The sequence below is a fragment of the Rhizobium sp. 21-4511-3d genome (genome assembly GCF_053522545.1).
Window position 1 is genome coordinate 87,426 of record NZ_JBNWCF010000001.1, and the last position, 15,102, is coordinate 102,527.

The 15,102-nt window shown below is 61.5% G+C and carries 20 protein-coding genes and 2 tRNA genes; 12 read left to right on the forward strand and 10 right to left on the reverse strand.

What is annotated here, in order from left to right; translation table 11 throughout:
• Positions 1 to 250: 250 nt before the first annotated feature.
• Positions 251 to 1,162 carry a DUF1499 domain-containing protein gene (locus tag ACQZ5H_RS00460; RefSeq protein WP_449096400.1) on the forward strand — a complete coding sequence of 304 codons (912 nt, stop codon included), beginning with the start codon at positions 251 to 253 and terminating at the stop codon, positions 1,160 to 1,162.
• On the opposite strand, the gene ACQZ5H_RS00465 is transcribed toward ACQZ5H_RS00460, so the two are convergent.
• The 4 genes from ACQZ5H_RS00465 to ACQZ5H_RS00480 are packed head-to-tail and all read right to left on the reverse strand — an operon-like array spanning position 1,159 to position 4,510.
• A complete protein-coding gene (locus ACQZ5H_RS00465; RefSeq protein ID WP_112712783.1) occupies positions 1,159 to 2,844 on the reverse strand; it encodes an SDR family oxidoreductase in 1,686 nt (561 codons plus the stop codon). The two genes, ACQZ5H_RS00460 and ACQZ5H_RS00465, sit on opposite strands and share 4 nt — an antisense overlap.
• Complete coding sequence (locus ACQZ5H_RS00470; protein ID WP_112712781.1) at positions 2,841 to 3,299, reverse strand: DCC1-like thiol-disulfide oxidoreductase family protein; 459 nt, start codon at positions 3,297 to 3,299, stop codon at positions 2,841 to 2,843. The genes ACQZ5H_RS00465 and ACQZ5H_RS00470 overlap by 4 nt, the downstream gene beginning before the upstream one ends.
• The gene (locus tag ACQZ5H_RS00475) at positions 3,296 to 4,210 is read right to left on the reverse strand and encodes an MBL fold metallo-hydrolase (protein WP_449096401.1); all 915 of its coding nucleotides are present in this window, start codon (positions 4,208 to 4,210) and stop codon (positions 3,296 to 3,298) included. Before ACQZ5H_RS00475 ends, ACQZ5H_RS00470 begins: the two co-directional genes overlap by 4 nt.
• A gap of 3 nt (positions 4,211 to 4,213) precedes the next feature.
• Complete coding sequence (locus tag ACQZ5H_RS00480; protein WP_112714318.1) at positions 4,214 to 4,510, reverse strand: cupin domain-containing protein; 297 nt, start codon at positions 4,508 to 4,510, stop codon at positions 4,214 to 4,216.
• 163 nt (positions 4,511 to 4,673) lie between these two features.
• Here ACQZ5H_RS00480 and ACQZ5H_RS00485 point away from each other — a divergent pair.
• Positions 4,674 to 4,748: transfer RNA gene (locus tag ACQZ5H_RS00485), tRNA-Gln, on the forward strand.
• Between the two features lie 25 nt (positions 4,749 to 4,773).
• On the opposite strand, the gene ACQZ5H_RS00490 is transcribed toward ACQZ5H_RS00485, so the two are convergent.
• From ACQZ5H_RS00490 to ACQZ5H_RS00500, 3 genes are all read right to left on the reverse strand, one after another.
• Positions 4,774 to 5,199, reverse strand: coding sequence for a type II toxin-antitoxin system HicB family antitoxin (locus ACQZ5H_RS00490; RefSeq protein WP_449096402.1), 426 nt, complete (start codon positions 5,197 to 5,199; stop codon positions 4,774 to 4,776).
• Between the two features lie 24 nt (positions 5,200 to 5,223).
• Positions 5,224 to 5,418, reverse strand: a complete 195-nt coding sequence (locus ACQZ5H_RS00495) for a type II toxin-antitoxin system HicA family toxin (protein WP_449096403.1) — start codon at positions 5,416 to 5,418, stop codon at positions 5,224 to 5,226.
• A 193-nt stretch (positions 5,419 to 5,611) separates the two neighbouring features.
• Positions 5,612 to 6,025 (reverse strand): hypothetical protein, encoded by a 414-nt coding sequence (locus ACQZ5H_RS00500; RefSeq protein ID WP_130278879.1) that lies wholly within the window; start codon positions 6,023 to 6,025, stop codon positions 5,612 to 5,614.
• A 271-nt stretch (positions 6,026 to 6,296) separates the two neighbouring features.
• Here ACQZ5H_RS00500 and ACQZ5H_RS00505 point away from each other — a divergent pair.
• From ACQZ5H_RS00505 to ACQZ5H_RS00530, 6 genes are all read left to right on the forward strand, one after another.
• Positions 6,297 to 6,373 (forward strand) — tRNA-Pro (locus ACQZ5H_RS00505).
• A gap of 57 nt (positions 6,374 to 6,430) precedes the next feature.
• Complete coding sequence (locus tag ACQZ5H_RS00510) at positions 6,431 to 6,673, forward strand: hypothetical protein (protein WP_199626381.1); 243 nt, start codon at positions 6,431 to 6,433, stop codon at positions 6,671 to 6,673.
• Between the two features lie 235 nt (positions 6,674 to 6,908).
• Complete coding sequence (locus tag ACQZ5H_RS00515) at positions 6,909 to 7,943, forward strand: LacI family DNA-binding transcriptional regulator (protein ID WP_449096404.1); 1,035 nt, start codon at positions 6,909 to 6,911, stop codon at positions 7,941 to 7,943.
• Positions 7,944 to 8,021: 78 nt separating this feature from the next.
• Entirely contained in the window at positions 8,022 to 8,336 is a 315-nt protein-coding gene (locus tag ACQZ5H_RS00520; protein ID WP_130278842.1) for an ArsR/SmtB family transcription factor, read from the forward strand.
• The gene (locus tag ACQZ5H_RS00525) at positions 8,333 to 8,692 is read left to right on the forward strand and encodes an SRPBCC family protein (protein WP_112712767.1); all 360 of its coding nucleotides are present in this window, start codon (positions 8,333 to 8,335) and stop codon (positions 8,690 to 8,692) included. The genes ACQZ5H_RS00520 and ACQZ5H_RS00525 overlap by 4 nt, the downstream gene beginning before the upstream one ends.
• Before the next feature lie 44 nt (positions 8,693 to 8,736).
• Entirely contained in the window at positions 8,737 to 9,348 is a 612-nt protein-coding gene (locus tag ACQZ5H_RS00530; protein ID WP_112712765.1) for an ATP-dependent Clp protease proteolytic subunit, read from the forward strand.
• Positions 9,349 to 9,444: 96 nt separating this feature from the next.
• Here ACQZ5H_RS00530 and cysN read toward each other — a convergent pair whose 3' ends face one another.
• The 3 genes from cysN to ACQZ5H_RS00545 all read right to left on the reverse strand — a co-directional run bounded on the left by cysN (position 9,445) and on the right by ACQZ5H_RS00545 (position 12,755).
• Positions 9,445 to 10,929 (reverse strand): sulfate adenylyltransferase subunit CysN, encoded by a 1,485-nt coding sequence (cysN, locus tag ACQZ5H_RS00535; RefSeq protein ID WP_112712763.1) that lies wholly within the window; start codon positions 10,927 to 10,929, stop codon positions 9,445 to 9,447.
• Between the two features lies 1 nt (position 10,930).
• Complete coding sequence (gene cysD / locus ACQZ5H_RS00540; protein ID WP_112712761.1) at positions 10,931 to 11,884, reverse strand: sulfate adenylyltransferase subunit CysD; 954 nt, start codon at positions 11,882 to 11,884, stop codon at positions 10,931 to 10,933.
• Positions 11,885 to 12,011: 127 nt separating this feature from the next.
• Positions 12,012 to 12,755, reverse strand: coding sequence for a phosphoadenylyl-sulfate reductase (locus ACQZ5H_RS00545; protein ID WP_112714314.1), 744 nt, complete (start codon positions 12,753 to 12,755; stop codon positions 12,012 to 12,014).
• Between ACQZ5H_RS00545 and ACQZ5H_RS00550 the strand changes: the two genes are divergently transcribed.
• The 4 genes from ACQZ5H_RS00550 to ACQZ5H_RS00565 all read left to right on the forward strand — a co-directional run bounded on the left by ACQZ5H_RS00550 (position 12,754) and on the right by ACQZ5H_RS00565 (position 15,088).
• Positions 12,754 to 12,969 carry a hypothetical protein gene (locus ACQZ5H_RS00550; protein ID WP_449096405.1) on the forward strand — a complete coding sequence of 72 codons (216 nt, stop codon included), beginning with the start codon at positions 12,754 to 12,756 and terminating at the stop codon, positions 12,967 to 12,969. The genes ACQZ5H_RS00545 and ACQZ5H_RS00550 overlap by 2 nt on opposite strands.
• 207 nt (positions 12,970 to 13,176) lie before the next feature.
• A complete protein-coding gene (locus ACQZ5H_RS00555; RefSeq protein WP_112712759.1) occupies positions 13,177 to 13,623 on the forward strand; it encodes an RrF2 family transcriptional regulator in 447 nt (148 codons plus the stop codon).
• Between the two features lie 136 nt (positions 13,624 to 13,759).
• On the forward strand, positions 13,760 to 14,311 hold the full coding sequence (locus tag ACQZ5H_RS00560) for a hypothetical protein (RefSeq protein WP_449096406.1): 552 nt from the start codon (positions 13,760 to 13,762) through the stop codon (positions 14,309 to 14,311).
• Between the two features lie 81 nt (positions 14,312 to 14,392).
• Positions 14,393 to 15,088: a hypothetical protein gene (locus ACQZ5H_RS00565; protein ID WP_449096407.1), complete on the forward strand. Its 696-nt coding sequence runs from the start codon at positions 14,393 to 14,395 to the stop codon at positions 15,086 to 15,088.
• Positions 15,089 to 15,102 lie beyond the last annotated feature (14 nt).

The following is a 15,102-nucleotide window of genomic DNA, read 5'->3' on the forward strand; positions in this document are numbered from 1 at the left end:
CTTCTCCTGAAACGCGCATGCTTTTGCCTTAAGCATGCTTCAAACCTCCCGGCAGCATGAAAGCCCGCCAGAATGGCCATTTTACGGCATATCAGATGTCGCTCATAAAAACCATCTCCGCCTTTCGGTGGATTGGCGACGCTGACGAGAGACAACAGTTTCAAAAACTAGGCGAATCTTGCCATAAACAAGGTGTGGGTGCTTCGCGTGTCCGCGACGGGCGTGTGCCCGCGTATAACCGGTAAGTTTGATGGCCATCCGTTTCGACCGCCCCGTTTCCAGTTCGGCCCGCTTCGCGCGGCGCTTCGGGGCGTTTGCGCTGGTCCTCTGGGTGGCCGTGCTCGCCGCCCATCGCTTCGGCGGCCTCGCCACGCCCTACATGGTGCTGCTCGTTCTCGTCGCCACCGGATGTGCTGCGCTCGCCGTGCTGTTGGCGCTCGTCGGCCTGAGAAGCCTGTGGCTGACAGGCGCCGAAGGCGGCCTCGACGCGCTGAAGGCGCTCATCTTTGCCGCGGCACCATTGGCTTTCGGCGGCCTCGCCGCCGAGCGCTACTTCACCCTGCCTGAGATCTATGATGTCTCCACTGACCTCGTCTCGGCGCCGGAATGGCTTTCCCAGCCGCATGCCGATCAGATCTGGATGAAGCGCAGCCCCGAAGTAACCGGCGCCGACCGCGAAAAGCAGCTGGAAGCCTATCCCGAACTGACGGGCCGCCGTTATGAGGGCGCCATCGACCGCGTTCTCGAAGCGGTCAAGAAAGTCGCCCGCCAGAATGGCATCGTCATCACCAAGACCAGCGATGCCAGCGATCCTGGCCGTGATTTGGAAGACGTGCCCGCCAAGCCGCCGGCACCCGGCGCCGGTGATGCCGTGGCCGAAGCGCCCGATCAGGTGCCGGTGCCGACCCCGCGCCCCTATGACGACGATGTCGCCAAGCTGATCCGCGGCGCCAATGGCGTCACCCTGCAGGGCGAGGACAAGACCCTCATTCTCGGCCTGCGCTTCGATGTCATCATCCGCCTGCGCGAAGAGGCCGAGACCACCTTCGTCGATATCCGCGTCGCCTCGCGCTACGGCCCGCACGATCTCGGCTTCAGCGCCGCTCTCGCCGACCAGTTCCTGGAAGCGCTGGATTCCGAGCTCCTCGGCATCGCCGGTTAATCCGGCATCAGCCAGCCGGTATAGCGTACGATCAGCCCGGTCAGCGGACTGCCGATCTCCACATGGAAGCGGAAGCGCCCATCGCGCTCCTCCTCGAACGTATCGCCATCCGGTGCGAGAAACAGCGGTAGAGTTACGCCGAATATCTGCCATCCCCGGATCACCAGGCGCATCCGCCCGCTCTCGGGCACGAGCGCGATATAGACACGGACCGGCCCGAACTCTTCCGCCAACAGATGCGCATGCCGCCCGGTGCCCTCAAGCTGTCGGCTCAAGAACCGCCGCCCGCCGAAATCGCGCACCCAGGTCTCGCGCCCGCCTTCGACCGAGAAGGTGACGCTGACGGGAATATCCTCCGCCGCCTTGGGAAAGCCGATCACCGCGGCCACCATCGAGGCAAGCAGACCCTTGCCCCGCTCCACCCGCGCCCGGCCGGAGACGCGGTATTCGCCGCCGCTGACGGAATGCATCGCCGCGACTGCCGGCGGCAATGCAGCCCAGGCATCGCCCAGCACCCGCCGATAAAGCGGCAGGTCGCGATCGCCAGCGCGATGCCGCCGTATCCCGGTCCGGATCGCCAGCGGCCGGAATGCCGCGTCGAATGCCGATAGCGGCACTTCACCGATCGCCGGCCGCGCCCCGGAGGCCGGCCGCTGGCCATCCGCAAGCGCCCGCAGCAGCGCCGCTGCGCCGGTCGCCGGAATGAAAGGTCCGTCATCGCCCTCGGCGATCAGATGCCAGTCCGCCCGATAGTCCCCGCCATCCAGCCCCTTGCCCTCGACCGATACGAACATGCCGCCGCGATGCTCGCCAAAGGCAAGACGGCGGCTCGCGGCATGGATGAGCCCGGCAAACGGCGAAAGCGACGGCAGCAGCCGGAAGTTCACTGTCCGTGCCGCAAGCCGCAGCAGCGATTGCAGCCAGCGCGGCTCCGTTCCCGCGCCGGTGAACGCGGTCTTCAGCCCCGGAAAGCGCATCGGCAGCAGCGCAAGATCGGGCGCATCCGCCAGGAGGAAATCCCGCGCCCGGAGTGGCACAGCCCCGGGCGGCGCGATCACCATCCGCCTGAAATCGACAAGGCCGACCCCATCCAGCGCCCGCCCATCTTTCGTCACCTGCACCGGCTTCCCGGCATAGCTCGCAATCGCCTTGATGACATTGAGCCCGATCCCGGCGCGCGGGGAGGGCGCAATGCCCGCACTGACGCCGGTCACCTCACTGAAATCAGCGGCAAGCACTTCCGCCGCCGCAAAGGAGAGCGCCGGAAAGCTGCTGAGCCCCGACAGCACAAAGACGCCGCTTTGGCTCGCCGCCGCATCGAGAGCGTCGATCCCGGCAACGAAAGCCAGGCTGTCGGCCAGATCGAGATAGGAGATGCCGAGCGCGATCGCCGCTTCCGCCACCCGGTAACGATCCTCCCCCATCGCCTGAAACGGGCCGGAAGCATCGACGATGACCGATGGCATCAGCGCCTTCAACTGTGGGATCAGCTCCGCATCCCGATCGAACCGCGCGCCCTCAGCCTGACCGCCGAGCTCCGCCGCAAATCCACGAGCCTTCTCAAGCGACCGGCCCCCGATGATCAGGCGAAAGCGCGGATCGTCTTTCAGCAGCCGCGCCAATCGGCTGCCGAAGGTGCCGTAACCGCCGATGATGAGCACGCGAAGCCCGCTGCTTGTCATCCCAGGAAACGGCTCCTCACCTCGGGCGTCGGCACGAAACAGCTGCTGCTGCGCCCGGCGATCCGCAGCCGGTTGCGGGCGATAAATTCGTAGAGCCGGTCGGCAAGCGCCCGCGGCAAGAGGCGGAAGACGGTGACGAGCGACCAGGGAAAGCCGAGCCCGGCAATCATCCGGATCGAGCCGTCGGATTTGAAATGCGCGACGCCCTTGTCGATGAAGATGTTGGTCTCGTAGTCGCGGCTGTCCAGCCCATAGTGCCGGTAAAGCGCCTCGCCGAGCGGCGATTGCGCCGTCAGAAACCGGTAGCGCCGGGATTTGTCGTGCTTCAGCGCAAACTTCACCCAGCCGGAGCAGAAGATGCATTCGCCGTCGAAGATGATCAGCGGCTGGTCATCGGGAAAGGCGGGAACGCCGGCATCGCTGCGAAAGCTGTAGGCATCCCTTTGCCCGCTCATTTGGCCACCCAGTAATCGCCTGTCAGCGACGGCGGGCCGTTGGTCTCCACCTTGCCGCGCTCGACGAGATCCTCGATATGCGCCAGCACCGAAAGCGCCGCCGCCCCATGGAGCCGCGGATCGGTATCGCGGTAGATCGCCTTCACCATGTCGGCGATCTTCCGGTCTCCCGTCTTGATCCGCTCCAGAACCGCCCGCTCGCGCATCCGCCGGTGCGTCTTCAGCGCTCTCAGAAAGGTCAGCGGGTGTTTCACCGGGCCGCCGTGGCCGGGCAACAGCAGATGGTCGCGCCGGGCAATCAGCTTGTCGAGCGAAGCCATGTAATCGGCCATCGACCCATCCGGCGGCGCGACGATCGAGGTCGCCCAGGCCATGACGTGATCGCCGGACAACAGGATGTCGCTACCCTCGAGAGCAAAGGCCAGGTGATTGGCCGCATGCCCGGGTGTCGCTATCGCCCTGAGCGTAAAACCGTCACCTTCTATCACGTCGCCATCGGCAAGCGGAATATCCGGCATGAAACCCATGTCGGAACTCTCCGAGAAGGGATTGACCTCTCCCGCATGAAGCGGCCGCGAGGCCCGGTGCGGCCCTTCGCCGGCCGTCGGCGCGCCGGTCGCTGCCTTCAGCCGCGCCGCAAGCGGCGAGTGGTCGCGATGCGTATGGGTGATCAGGATATGCGAGACGCGCCGCTTGCCGAGCGCAGCCATCAGCGCCTCGAAATGCGCATCGTTCTCCGGCCCTGGATCGACCACGGCAACGGTATCGCCCGCGCCGACGATATAGCTGTTGGTGCCGTGAAAGGTGAAAGGGCTCGGATTATTGGCCGTCAGCCGCTGGATGCCGGGCGCAACGGCAACGGGCGTGCCATAGGCCGGGTCGAAACTCAGATCGAATCGCGGGCTCGGCATGATCTACTTGTATTCGATCTCGATGAAGGACATCGGCTGATCGCCGGCATTGACGACATTATGCTCGGTACCCGCCTCGCGCCGGTAGGCGGCACCCTTGGCGATATCCACCCGGCGGCTTTCCGCCCCTTCCTCGATCAGAAAGGCGCAATCCGTCATCGGCACCACGACATAGCCGTATCCATGCGTATGCACCCCGGTATCGGCCCCCGGCTCGAAGTCCCAGCGGGTGATGCGCACCACGGCATCGTCAAGCAGCAGCGTCGCAAGGGCAGGCGGGCGGGCACGGTACTGGCTCATGGCAACTCCGGCAGGCATTCATAACTCGCCCGAAGACCTACCACGCCTGCCGCCCGCGCGCACAGAAATATGCTGGCCCGCCGAACTTAGTGATTGTGACGCGCCACCACCTTTGCTAATCAGGCCTCGCTTCGGCAAAAGCGGTTTTCCGCAAAAGCTCTGGTGGGGCGTCGCCAAGCGGTAAGGCACCGGTTTTTGGTACCGGCATTCCCAGGTTCGAATCCTGGCGCCCCAGCCATTGTTTTGGTTTCTACTTGTCTTCCCTACGCCGCTTCCAGCACGGAAATGACAATCGTCTTGCCCAGTGCCTGCATTGCATCCTGCAGCTGGCTGAGCTTGGAAGGGTGGTCCGGGTCGAGGATGCGGCGGGCTTCGTTTTCGCTCTTGTTCAGCCGCCGCGCCAGCTCCCGTTTCGAAATTCCGGCCTCGCGGAACGCCTCGATGACCGCGAGCTTGATTGCCTCCTCCGCATCGACGGCCACTGCCACACCATCAACGGCCAAAGGTACCGGCGTCGTTCGCCCTTCCTGAACGATACCCCGCAGTGCCAGGCCGAGCGCTTCCCTTGCATTGCTCAGCGCCTCGGAAAGCGTTTCACCATGGGTGACCGCTTCCGGCACGTCGGCAAAGGTCACAAGCATTCCGCCGTCGGGATCGGTTTCGAGATTTGCCATGTAGACATATCGCATCGTGCTCTCTCCGTGCCTCAGCGTTCAATCGACGCCAAGCTGCTTTCTGATCAGCCGGACATAGCCGGGCGTAAGCTCGCCCGACTTTATCGTCGTGAAACGGTCTCCGAACGTGACGCGATAATGCGATCCCTTGCCCCTGTCTTCATAGACGTCGAACTGCTTTCCCGTTTCCTTGGCGAGCTTTCGAAGTTCACGCAGAAGCTGCTCGCGTTTCATTCGCCCTCTCAAATGCGCACATTTTTGTGCGCAACGCAAGTTCATATCGATGATGCGTGCATGCCTCGCCGGGGCTTCGAGCGAAGGGATTATCGGCCGATTTCGTGTGTTCGGTCACCAGCAGTTTTGAGGGGCACAAACGAAAACAGGCGGCCTCCCGGCCGCCTGCATCAAACCCGATCGCTGATCGCGATCAGCCTGCCGGCTGGGCCGGGGCCAGGAATTCGGCGCAGTAGGACTTGCCGCTTTCGCCGGGCATGTCGTTGACCGTGCGGATGCTGCGGATCGTGTAGTCGGAATTGGTGGTGATTTCGGCCTGGCAGCGCAGATACATGGTGCGGGCCGGCGCCGTCTGCTTGCCGCGCTTGCCGTTGTCGCCTTCGGCATATTTCGCCGGAACGCGCACGGTCTTGTAGCCGCCCTTCCAGGTGTAGACGACGGAGGAGCCGTTTTCGGCGTCGCTCAGCGGCGGGCCGTAGGCAGCAAAGAACTTTCCGGCCGACTGGCCGTTCCAGCGTGCGGAAACGGGATCGCCGGCAGAAGGAATGGTCGTGCAGCCGGCAAGCGCAATAGCGAGCCCGGCCGCGGCAAAGGTGCGGAGTTTCATATGTATCGTCCCTGAATTGTCGCGCATTCGACGGCGGGAATCGCTATGTCCGAGCGGTTTCCGCTTGTCCCGGAAAGCGCTTTAGCGCGGAACCCGGCAAAAGAAAATTGCCCTTCATTCGCATTTGCGAAATTTGCGGCCGGTGTGGCTTTTTGTTGCAGTTCAGGCCGTCCCAAGCGGCCATTCGCGAGCCTCGAAAAAATGCGTCAGTTTTTTGAAATTTGGCGCTTGCGCAATAAGATGGGCCGTTCTATAGAGGCGCCGCTGGTCACGGAGTGTAGCGCAGTCTGGTAGCGCACCACGTTCGGGACGTGGGGGTCGCAAGTTCGAATCTTGCCACTCCGACCAGCCGAAAACCCCGCTCCGGCGGGGTTTTTTCTTTTATGGCTTTGCGAGTGCATCCTCATGGACATGGACGGCGAGAAGACGGTCGAGACGATCAGCGAGCGGGCCTGTATCGACAGCAACGGTCTGCCGGTCAGGCTCTATGAGCGCCGCCATGTGATCCTCAGCCAGACCGCCGCCGGGCCGCGCCGTTATGTCGGCGCCCGCTTCTGGTGCACCGCCGAAGGCGATGCCGTCAGGCTGATCGACAGCTCGATGTTCGAAATGGTCGAAAGCGGCGAGCTCCTCGTCGCCATGGAGTAGGCCGCGCCGCGGCTCGCACCATTCCAAGATTGTCTATTTTTCCGGAATCTGGACAGTTCTATCGGGGCTGTGATCCAGTAGGCGGCCTCCAGCGTATCTAAAAGCGCTGCAAACACGGCCCCTTGCTTCGCCTTTCGTCGCAAAAGCAAAAGGGTTAGTGGACTCTAATTTAATTTCTCTTCACAAAGGCATCTGCGAGTCGAAGGGGGAGGGGTTCGCAGCGTGTAATGCCGGAATGGGGAATGAAGTGCCGGGTAGGGAAAGCAAGCGCTCAGCGCATGTCAGATTGAGCGATGTCGCAAAGAAGGTGGGCGTCAGTCCCATCACCATCTCCCGGGCACTGCGCAATCCGGAGATCGTTTCCGAAGATCTGCGTCAACTCATTCTGCGCACTGTCGATGAGATGGGTTATGTCCCGAACCTCGCGGCCCGCGCGCTCGCCAGCCGTCACAGCGGCGTCGTCGGCGTCATTACGCCGGCCCTCCATCAGCACTCCTTTACCGATATCATGAGCGGCATCGAGGATCGCCTGCGGGCGACCGACCTGCGCGTCCAATATGCCAATACGCTCTATGATCCCGACCAGGAAATGAACCAGCTGAAATCCTTCCTGGCGCAGAAGCCGGCCGGCATCATCGTTGCCGGTGCGGAATATTACGATGCGCTGGCGCCGCTTTTGAGCGCCGCTGCCTGCCCCGTTGCCCATATCGTCGATTCCAGCCAGAAGGCCGAGGGCCTGGTCGCCGCCGTCGATCACTATGCGGCGGGTGCTGCCGCCACCCGCATGCTGCTGTCGAAGAACTACCGCCGCATCGCTTTCGTCGGCTGCCGCCGCGATACCCGCCCGCGCCGCCGTTTCGATGGATATGCCGATGTCATGCGCGAAGCCGGCTGTTTCGACGAGGCACTGGTCGCAAGCCAGGTGGGTGCAATCGGCATCGGCGCCGGACGCGAGCTCTTCAGCAATCTGGTGGAGGTCGCGCCGGATGTCGACGCGGTCTTCTGCCAGAGCGACGACCTCGCCGTCGGCGCGCTTCTCGAATGCTGGACACGCGGCCTGCGCGTCCCCGAGGATATCGGCATCTGCGGCTTCAACGATCTCGATTACGCGATCCATTGCGAACCGGCGCTGACGACGGTCAGCATCCCGCGCTACGATATCGGCCACCGCGTCGCCGATATGCTGCTGAAGGCTGTCCGCGAGGAAGAGCCGTACGAAGCCCATGTCGATTTCGGCTTCAAGATCGTCGAGCGCGGCTCCACCCGCTAGACGCTATCTCCATAACACCGCCAGAAACCTTCCTCGAAATCGCTTGCGAATCGCATAAGTACGTGCTTATGTGTTTGCATGATAGAGAACGATTTCTTCCGGGCTTTGGCAGACCCGACCCGCCGCGCGATCTTTGAGAAGCTCGCGGCAGGCAGTATGAACGCCAGCGCCTTGCGCGAGGGCATGGAGATCAGCCAGCCGGCGATGTCGCAGCACCTCGCGGTTCTGCGCAGCGCAAGGCTCGTCAGGGAAGAGCGGCAGGGGCGGTTCGTGATCTACGAAGTCGATCCCGATGGGCTGGCTCTCATCGCCCAGTGGCTGGCGAAATACCGCGCCTATTGGCCGGATCGTATCGCAGCACTCAAAGTCTTGCTGAAGGACATGGATCAATGAGCGAAGCGCAGGTGAGCGAGCAGGAGAGCGGCATCGAGCTGGAGTTCGACCTCGGCGATCCGCCACAAAAGGTCTGGCGCGCCGTCACCATTCCCGAACTTAGGGAAAGGTGGTTGCCGAAGGAATCCTTGGCCGATCCCGATGCGATATCGGTCACCCCCGGTGAGCAGGTTCGCTACAGGCTGCGCGACGACACGCCGCCTTTCCTTGAAAGTATCGTGACCTTCACGCTCACCCCGAATGCCGATGGCGGCACCTGCCTGCGGATCGTCCACGAGCTCACGGACGCGAGGCTCGATGAAATGACCAGAGCGCCGGCAAACAGCAACAGCCCGCTGCTCATGCTCGCCGCCTGACGGCGAGCCTTCCCCCTCAAAATCTGAAAGCCTGGAGGTCGCCGATGCGCGAAGCGATGCAACTCGTCCCTATGGTCGTCGAACAGTCCAGCCGAGGGGAGCGGTCCTTTGATATCTATTCTCGGCTGCTGCGCGAGCGGATCATCTTCCTCAATGGCGAGGTCAACGATACCGTCTCGGCGCTCGTCTGCGCGCAACTGTTGTTTCTGGAAGCGGAAAATCCCAGAAAGCCGATCCATCTCTATATCAATTCGCCGGGCGGCGTCGTGACCAGCGGCCTCGCCATGTACGACACCATGCATTACATCCGCGCCCCCGTGCATACGCTGTGCATGGGCACCGCCCGCTCGATGGGCTCGTTCCTGCTGATGTCCGGCCAGCCGGGCGAACGCACGGCGCTTCCCAATGCCAGCATCCACATTCACCAGCCGCTGGGCGGATTCCAGGGGCAGGCTTCGGACATGCTGATCCATGCGGAGGAAATGCAGAAAACCAAGCACCGCATGACGCGGCTTTACGCCGAGCATTGTGGGCGTTCCTACGAAGACTTCGAGCGCGCGATGGATCGCGACCGCTTCATGACGGCGGAGGAGGCGCTGGAATGGGGTCTTATCGACCGCATCCTGAAGATTCGGGAAGACACGGGCGAACTATAGGCCGTGCTTCAGAAATCTCATGTCTGAGAAACGCTCTCGATGACCGGCCAAAACAATGGCCGGTCATCGCAGGTCTTATCCGTTCCGGAATGCCGCTCAGATATCGCTGGCGGCATTCTTCCAGAGATCGGCGGCTTCTGCGGCGGTCATCCGCTGCACATGCGCTTCGTCTCGGCGGCTGGCGAAGAGTTCGCTTGCCATGATCTGCTCGGCGAGATCGGCCGGCAGCGAGAGAATGACGCGGGCGTCACCGCCGTGCAGGCCGCTGACGTCGCTGCGCTTGCCGCTCACCATGCCGCCGGCAACCGTGTTGTTGGTTTCCGGATCGATCAGGATGAAGGAGCCCGATGCGCGGTTCTGCTCATAGGGGTCGAAGATCGCCGTTTCGTCGAATACCAGGCGGACCTTGCCGATGGCGTTCATGTAGAGCCGGTCGGCCGGAGCCCAGGCGCCGGACTTCAGTTCCAACTGAGCGATCGGCTGCACCTGGACACGCTGGCGGCGGCTGCCGCTCTTCAGCCAGTAGCGCTTGCCGGCTTCGATGCCCTCGGGCTGCAGTGCCACGATCTGGGCGTCGAAGTTGATGCCGGTCTGCGGCTGTGCGTCGATAGAGACGATCATGTCGCCGCGGGCGACATCGACCTGGCGGTCGAGAACCAGCGTGATCGCATCGCCGGTGACGGCGGCGTTACGCACCAGGTCAAAGGTTACGATCTTGGAGACGTTGGCGACCATGCCCGACGGCAGGATCATGACGCTGTCACCCGGCTTGACCGAGCCGCCGGCAACCGTGCCCTGGTAGCCGCGGAAGCTTTCGCCCGGGCGTGACACGCGCTGGACCGAAAGGCGGAAGCCGGTCGACTGTCCCGAGCGCACGCTGGCGAGCTCCAGCGTCTCGACCAGCGTCGGGCCGTTATACCAGGGCATTGCTGCCTGGCCGGAATAGACGACGTTTTCGCCCTTAAGAGCCGACATCGGGATCGCGGTGATCTGCTTGACGCCGAGCGACAGCGCGAATTCCTTGAATTCGTGGGTGATCTTGTCGAAGCCTGCGCGATCGTAATTCGTCAGGTCGATCTTGTTGACGGCCAGCACGAACTGCTTGATGCCCATCAGAGAAGCGATCGTCGCGTGGCGGCGCGTCTGCTCGAGGATGCCGGCGCGGGCATCGACCAGCAGAATGGCGAGATCGGCGGTCGAGGCGCCGGTCGCCATGTTGCGGGTATACTGCTCGTGACCGGGCGTGTCGGCAACGATGAAGGAGCGCTTGTCGGTCGAGAAGTAGCGATAGGCGACATCGATGGTGATGCCCTGTTCGCGCTCGGCCTGCAGGCCGTCGAGCAGCAGTGCGAAGTCGGGCAGGCCGAGATCGTTCTGCTTGCCGGTGGAATCGCGCTGCAGGGTCGCGGCCTGGTCTTCCTTGACTGCCTTGGTATCCCAGAGCAGGCGGCCGATCAGCGTCGACTTGCCGTCATCGACGGAACCGCAGGTGATGAGGCGCAACGGCCGCGTGTCGCGCAGGGCCGCAACGGGCTCGGCTGCGGGCTGGGCAACGGCGTTGGCGAGGTTTGCTGCGGTCATCTCAGAAATATCCTTCACGCTTCTTCTTTTCCATGGAGCCGGACTGGTCCCGGTCGATGGCGCGGCCCTGGCGCTCGGAAACCGTGGCGATTTCCAGCTCCGCGATGATCTCTTCAAGGCTGGTGGCGTTCGAGCGGATGGCGCCCGTCAGCGGGAAGCAGCCGAGCGTGCGGAAGCGGATGTAATCCTCCTGCTTCGTTTCGCCGGGCAACAGCTCCAGACGCGGATCGGTCGCATCGATCATCATGCCGTCGCGCTCGACGAAGGGGCGCTTCGCAGCGAAATAGAGCGGCACGATCGGGATGTTCTCGGCCTGGATGTAACGCCAGATATCGACCTCGGTCCAGTTCGACAGCGGGAAGGCGCGAACGCTCTCGCCCTGGCGGATCTGGCCGTTATAGATGTTCCAGAGCTCGGGGCGCTGGTTGCGCGGATCCCAGCGATGGTCGGGCGTGCGGAACGAGTAGATGCGTTCCTTGGCGCGGCTGGCTTCCTCGTCGCGGCGCGCGCCGCCGAAGGCAGCGTCGAACTTGCCGGCGTCGAGCGCATTACGCAGCGCTTCGGTCTTCATGATGTCGGTATAGCGGGCCGAGCCGTAGGTGAACGGCGTGATGTTTTCGGCCGCACCGCGCGGATTGATATGCTCGATCAGGTCGAGATCATATTCCTTCACGATCTTGTCGCGGAAGGTGATCATCTCGGCGAACTTCCAGCCGGTATTGACATGCAGCAGCGGGAAGGGGACGCGGCCCGGATAGAACGCCTTGCGCGCCAGATGCAGCAGGACGGAACTATCCTTGCCGATCGAGTAGAGCATGACGGGACGTTCGAATTCGGCAGCGACCTCACGGAAGATGTGGATCGCTTCGTTCTCAAGTGCCTTCAGGTGCGGATCGAGCGGCGGCTTGCTGCTCTGGGGATTGCTGAGTTCCGTATCCTTGCGGGTATCGGGCATTTCCTACTCCAGACTTCTCAATTCGTGTGCAGAGATGCCTCTGCGTGATCTTGTTTCGTGGCCTCACCGGCGTTGCACCGTGTGGCCCGAAAGGGCCGGATGAGGGGGCTCCGGGCGTTGCCCTCGCTTACTGAGCAGCCGGGATCGCCGACGCCTCTTCAGCAACATGCAGGCCGCATTCGCGCTTTTCGTCCTGTTCCCACCACCAGCGGCCGGCGCGCTCGGGTTCGCCGGGCTTGATGGCGCGGGTGCAGGGCTCGCAGCCGATCGAGGGATAGCCGCGCGCATGCAGCGGGTTCACCGGCACGCTGTTGTCGGCGACATAGGCCTTGATCACGTCGATATCCCAGTCGGCCAGCGGGTTGACCTTCAGCAGATGGCGCTCGGCGTCATATTCGGCAAAGGGCGTGTCGGCGCGGTTGTTGGACTGACCGCGGCGCAGACCGGTGATCCAGATGGTTGCCCCATTGAGTGCGCGCGCAAGCGGCTTCAGCTTGCGCACGCCACAACAGGCATGCCTGGCTTCGACGCTTTCGTAGAAACCGTTCAGGCCATACTTCGCCGCATAGGCGTCGATATCGGCCTGTTCGGGCTCGTAGCGAGAAATCTTGATGTCGTACTGGCTCTCGGTCTCGTCGATCAGCGCCAGCGTCTCGGGAAAGAGCCGTCCGGTCTGCAGCGTCACGACGTCGATGGGCAGACGGTGATTGCCGATCTCGGCGGTGATCACCTGGTCTTCGATGCCGAGCGACGTCGTGAAGACGGCGCGGCCGCCGAGACCGGCGACAAAGGCCAGCCTTCCGGCAAGGTCGAGAGACGCGAGCTTGGCATTCAGCGCCTCGGCCTCTTCGATTGTATGGATAACAGTCATGGCAATCCTGTCCTCGATGTTGGCCGGAGTATCGCAGCTGGAGGAGGGATCGGACAGAAAAAGGGATTTCGAAAGCAGCATAAGCAGGAGCAAATATCTCTCCGAAGCTGCCGCAATGCAGAAAAGCAGCCGCCCCGGCGATGAAAGCCGGCGGGCAGCGCTAATGTCTAGTGATTTAGTAGAGTTACACGCCGCCTGTCAATTCGAAATCTGAAGTGATGCGCCGAAAGATGCGGAAGACGCAATTTTGACGTAGAATTAAGCCCATTGGCCAAGCTTGAAAAACAGGGCCAAAATGCTTGTATCTCAAGGCTTTTGCCGGCGCGTTCAAATTCCGTTCATGCTGGTTGTGCAATAGGGGTGCAGGTAAGCTTGAAAAGCGGCGGGGCTCACGGGCCGCTGGTGTGTGTGACGGTCTAAAATGATTACGCAGAAGGCAAAATATGCGCTCCGTGCGCTCACGGTTTTGGCGGAAGCCGATGCCGACGAACCGGTGATGATCTCGGATATTGCTGCACAGCAGAAGATCCCGAAGAAATTCCTCGAGCAGATCCTTCTCGACCTCAAGCATCAGGGCATCGTCGTCAGCCGCCGCGGCAAGGCGGGCGGCTATCTGCTGCTGAAGCCCGCCGACATGATCACCTTCGGCGAAATCCTGCGCATCATCGACGGCCCCATCGCGCCGCTTCCCTGCCTGTCGATCACCGCCTACCGCAAATGCGATGACTGCGACGGCGAACAGAACTGCGAAATCCGCCACGTCTTCGCCAAGGTCGCCGACGCCACCCGCAAGGTGCTGTTCTCGACGACGATCGCCGACGCCGTCGCCCCCGCCAAGGGCGCTGTCGTGACGCGGATGCTGGCCTAGCCTGCTGCCGTAAACTTTCTCGATTTACGCATCGAAAATCGGGCTCTGGTTCAAAATTCTGTCCACGGTTCCTTGGCTGGATTGTGAAAATAGTTCTATGAAATTGCATCGCGGATGAGCGAGCAGGGATATTTCATTGGATCGCATTTCTGTATTTTTTGTAGTTGTTTTTGCAGCGATGTCGTCTCCTTCAATTGCGCTGGCGAAAGAGTCGGGCAGCAATACCGATGCTCTCCCGGGAAGCGCCCGAGCGATACAGGATTCTATTACCCGGTTTTTTGGCATCGATGCCAGCCGACAGGATTTTGTGTTGGTTGAGGAAGATGGCCCCGTGAAATTTCTAACCATCATCAGCGACAAGTTCGCGCAGGCAATCGGGTTGCCGAGCTACGCGTATCTGATGCCGCAGGTTGGATATTTTCGCGCTGAACCCGAAAGTGACGGTTGGGCGATAAGGTCCACGGAAGCCACCGGTTATTCGAATGATCTCGTCCTGGGTGGCCAGGCCAGCGTCAAGACGCAGATTGCCAGCATGAATGTCAACGCAAAGCTGGCCTATGAGTTATTGGGTGAAAGCCGTTTGGCCGCCGAGTTTCGCGACGTCAATTCCGCGACGAGCGCCAATGGTGATAGCGATGTTGATTCATTTGGAACGATTTATCTTTGGAGCCGGTTGAACGGCATCTAGACTTCGCTTTCGATGCTTCAGGGAGGAATTACGTCGTCGGAACTACAGTCGGAGACTTGGCGGTCAGGCCAATTGTCCCTGATGAAAACGCAATCGGCATCGATCAACTGGAAGCTGAAAGGCGACTTTTCTGGCATCTGGAAAGATATCGTTAGTGGCTATTCGCTGCAGCGTGCGCTGAATGAAAATCTGCTTGATGGTGTCTTTTCGAGGGTGAGCGAATACGAATTTTCTCTGAGATCCAAGAATATCGTCAATAAACCCGTCCTCAATTTAGATTTTGGCATCGATGATTTATCCGCAGTCATCCGCAAGGGTGAAGAGCATGGAACGGGTGTATTCGACTTTTCGCTCAATGATTTTCACGGCTTGGGCCATTATTTCAGTGCAGCGCTTGGTGATCTCCTGCCTTTCGATGCGAAGGTGCATGCTACGTTCAAGGTTCCACTCGATCGACCAGAACGTGGCAAGGATAGCGGATATCCCGTTGCGTTTCCTCGTTTTTCGGCGTCAATCGCAAGCACGAAATACAGCGTCGAACTCGAAGGCGCAGGCGATTTCACTGCCGATACTCACAAGTTCAACGGTACGATGAATATCAGGGCAAAGGGATTGAAAGCGGTAATTGAAAAGACTGTGGTGCCTAATTTCGGCAAATATCGTGTGTTCAGAGATGACCAAGCTTCTGTGATTGCTCTATTCGCTGCCGGCACGACATCAGGCGATGTTACTACCTGGACAGTCCGTTTTCACGATGGAAGCCCTGCTCTGCAATGAGAGGGGAGCGTTGC

Coding starts and splice junctions, on each gene's coding strand:
- ACQZ5H_RS00460 (WP_449096400.1), top strand. CDS start 251: ATGGCCATCCGTTTCGACCGCCCCGTTTCCAGTTCGGCCCGCTTCGCG.
- ACQZ5H_RS00465 (WP_112712783.1), bottom strand. CDS start 2,844: ATGACAAGCAGCGGGCTTCGCGTGCTCATCATCGGCGGTTACGGCACC.
- ACQZ5H_RS00470 (WP_112712781.1), bottom strand. CDS start 3,299: ATGAGCGGGCAAAGGGATGCCTACAGCTTTCGCAGCGATGCCGGCGTT.
- ACQZ5H_RS00475 (WP_449096401.1), bottom strand. CDS start 4,210: ATGCCGAGCCCGCGATTCGATCTGAGTTTCGACCCGGCCTATGGCACG.
- ACQZ5H_RS00480 (WP_112714318.1), bottom strand. CDS start 4,510: ATGAGCCAGTACCGTGCCCGCCCGCCTGCCCTTGCGACGCTGCTGCTT.
- ACQZ5H_RS00490 (WP_449096402.1), bottom strand. CDS start 5,199: ATGCGATATGTCTACATGGCAAATCTCGAAACCGATCCCGACGGCGGA.
- ACQZ5H_RS00495 (WP_449096403.1), bottom strand. CDS start 5,418: ATGAAACGCGAGCAGCTTCTGCGTGAACTTCGAAAGCTCGCCAAGGAA.
- ACQZ5H_RS00500 (WP_130278879.1), bottom strand. CDS start 6,025: ATGAAACTCCGCACCTTTGCCGCGGCCGGGCTCGCTATTGCGCTTGCC.
- ACQZ5H_RS00510 (WP_199626381.1), top strand. CDS start 6,431: ATGGACATGGACGGCGAGAAGACGGTCGAGACGATCAGCGAGCGGGCC.
- ACQZ5H_RS00515 (WP_449096404.1), top strand. CDS start 6,909: ATGGGGAATGAAGTGCCGGGTAGGGAAAGCAAGCGCTCAGCGCATGTC.
- ACQZ5H_RS00520 (WP_130278842.1), top strand. CDS start 8,022: ATGATAGAGAACGATTTCTTCCGGGCTTTGGCAGACCCGACCCGCCGC.
- ACQZ5H_RS00525 (WP_112712767.1), top strand. CDS start 8,333: ATGAGCGAAGCGCAGGTGAGCGAGCAGGAGAGCGGCATCGAGCTGGAG.
- ACQZ5H_RS00530 (WP_112712765.1), top strand. CDS start 8,737: ATGCGCGAAGCGATGCAACTCGTCCCTATGGTCGTCGAACAGTCCAGC.
- cysN (WP_112712763.1), bottom strand. CDS start 10,929: ATGACCGCAGCAAACCTCGCCAACGCCGTTGCCCAGCCCGCAGCCGAG.
- cysD (WP_112712761.1), bottom strand. CDS start 11,884: ATGCCCGATACCCGCAAGGATACGGAACTCAGCAATCCCCAGAGCAGC.
- ACQZ5H_RS00550 (WP_449096405.1), top strand. CDS start 12,754: ATGGCAATCCTGTCCTCGATGTTGGCCGGAGTATCGCAGCTGGAGGAG.
- ACQZ5H_RS00545 (WP_112714314.1), bottom strand. CDS start 12,755: ATGACTGTTATCCATACAATCGAAGAGGCCGAGGCGCTGAATGCCAAG.
- ACQZ5H_RS00555 (WP_112712759.1), top strand. CDS start 13,177: ATGATTACGCAGAAGGCAAAATATGCGCTCCGTGCGCTCACGGTTTTG.
- ACQZ5H_RS00565 (WP_449096407.1), top strand. CDS start 14,393: ATGAAAACGCAATCGGCATCGATCAACTGGAAGCTGAAAGGCGACTTT.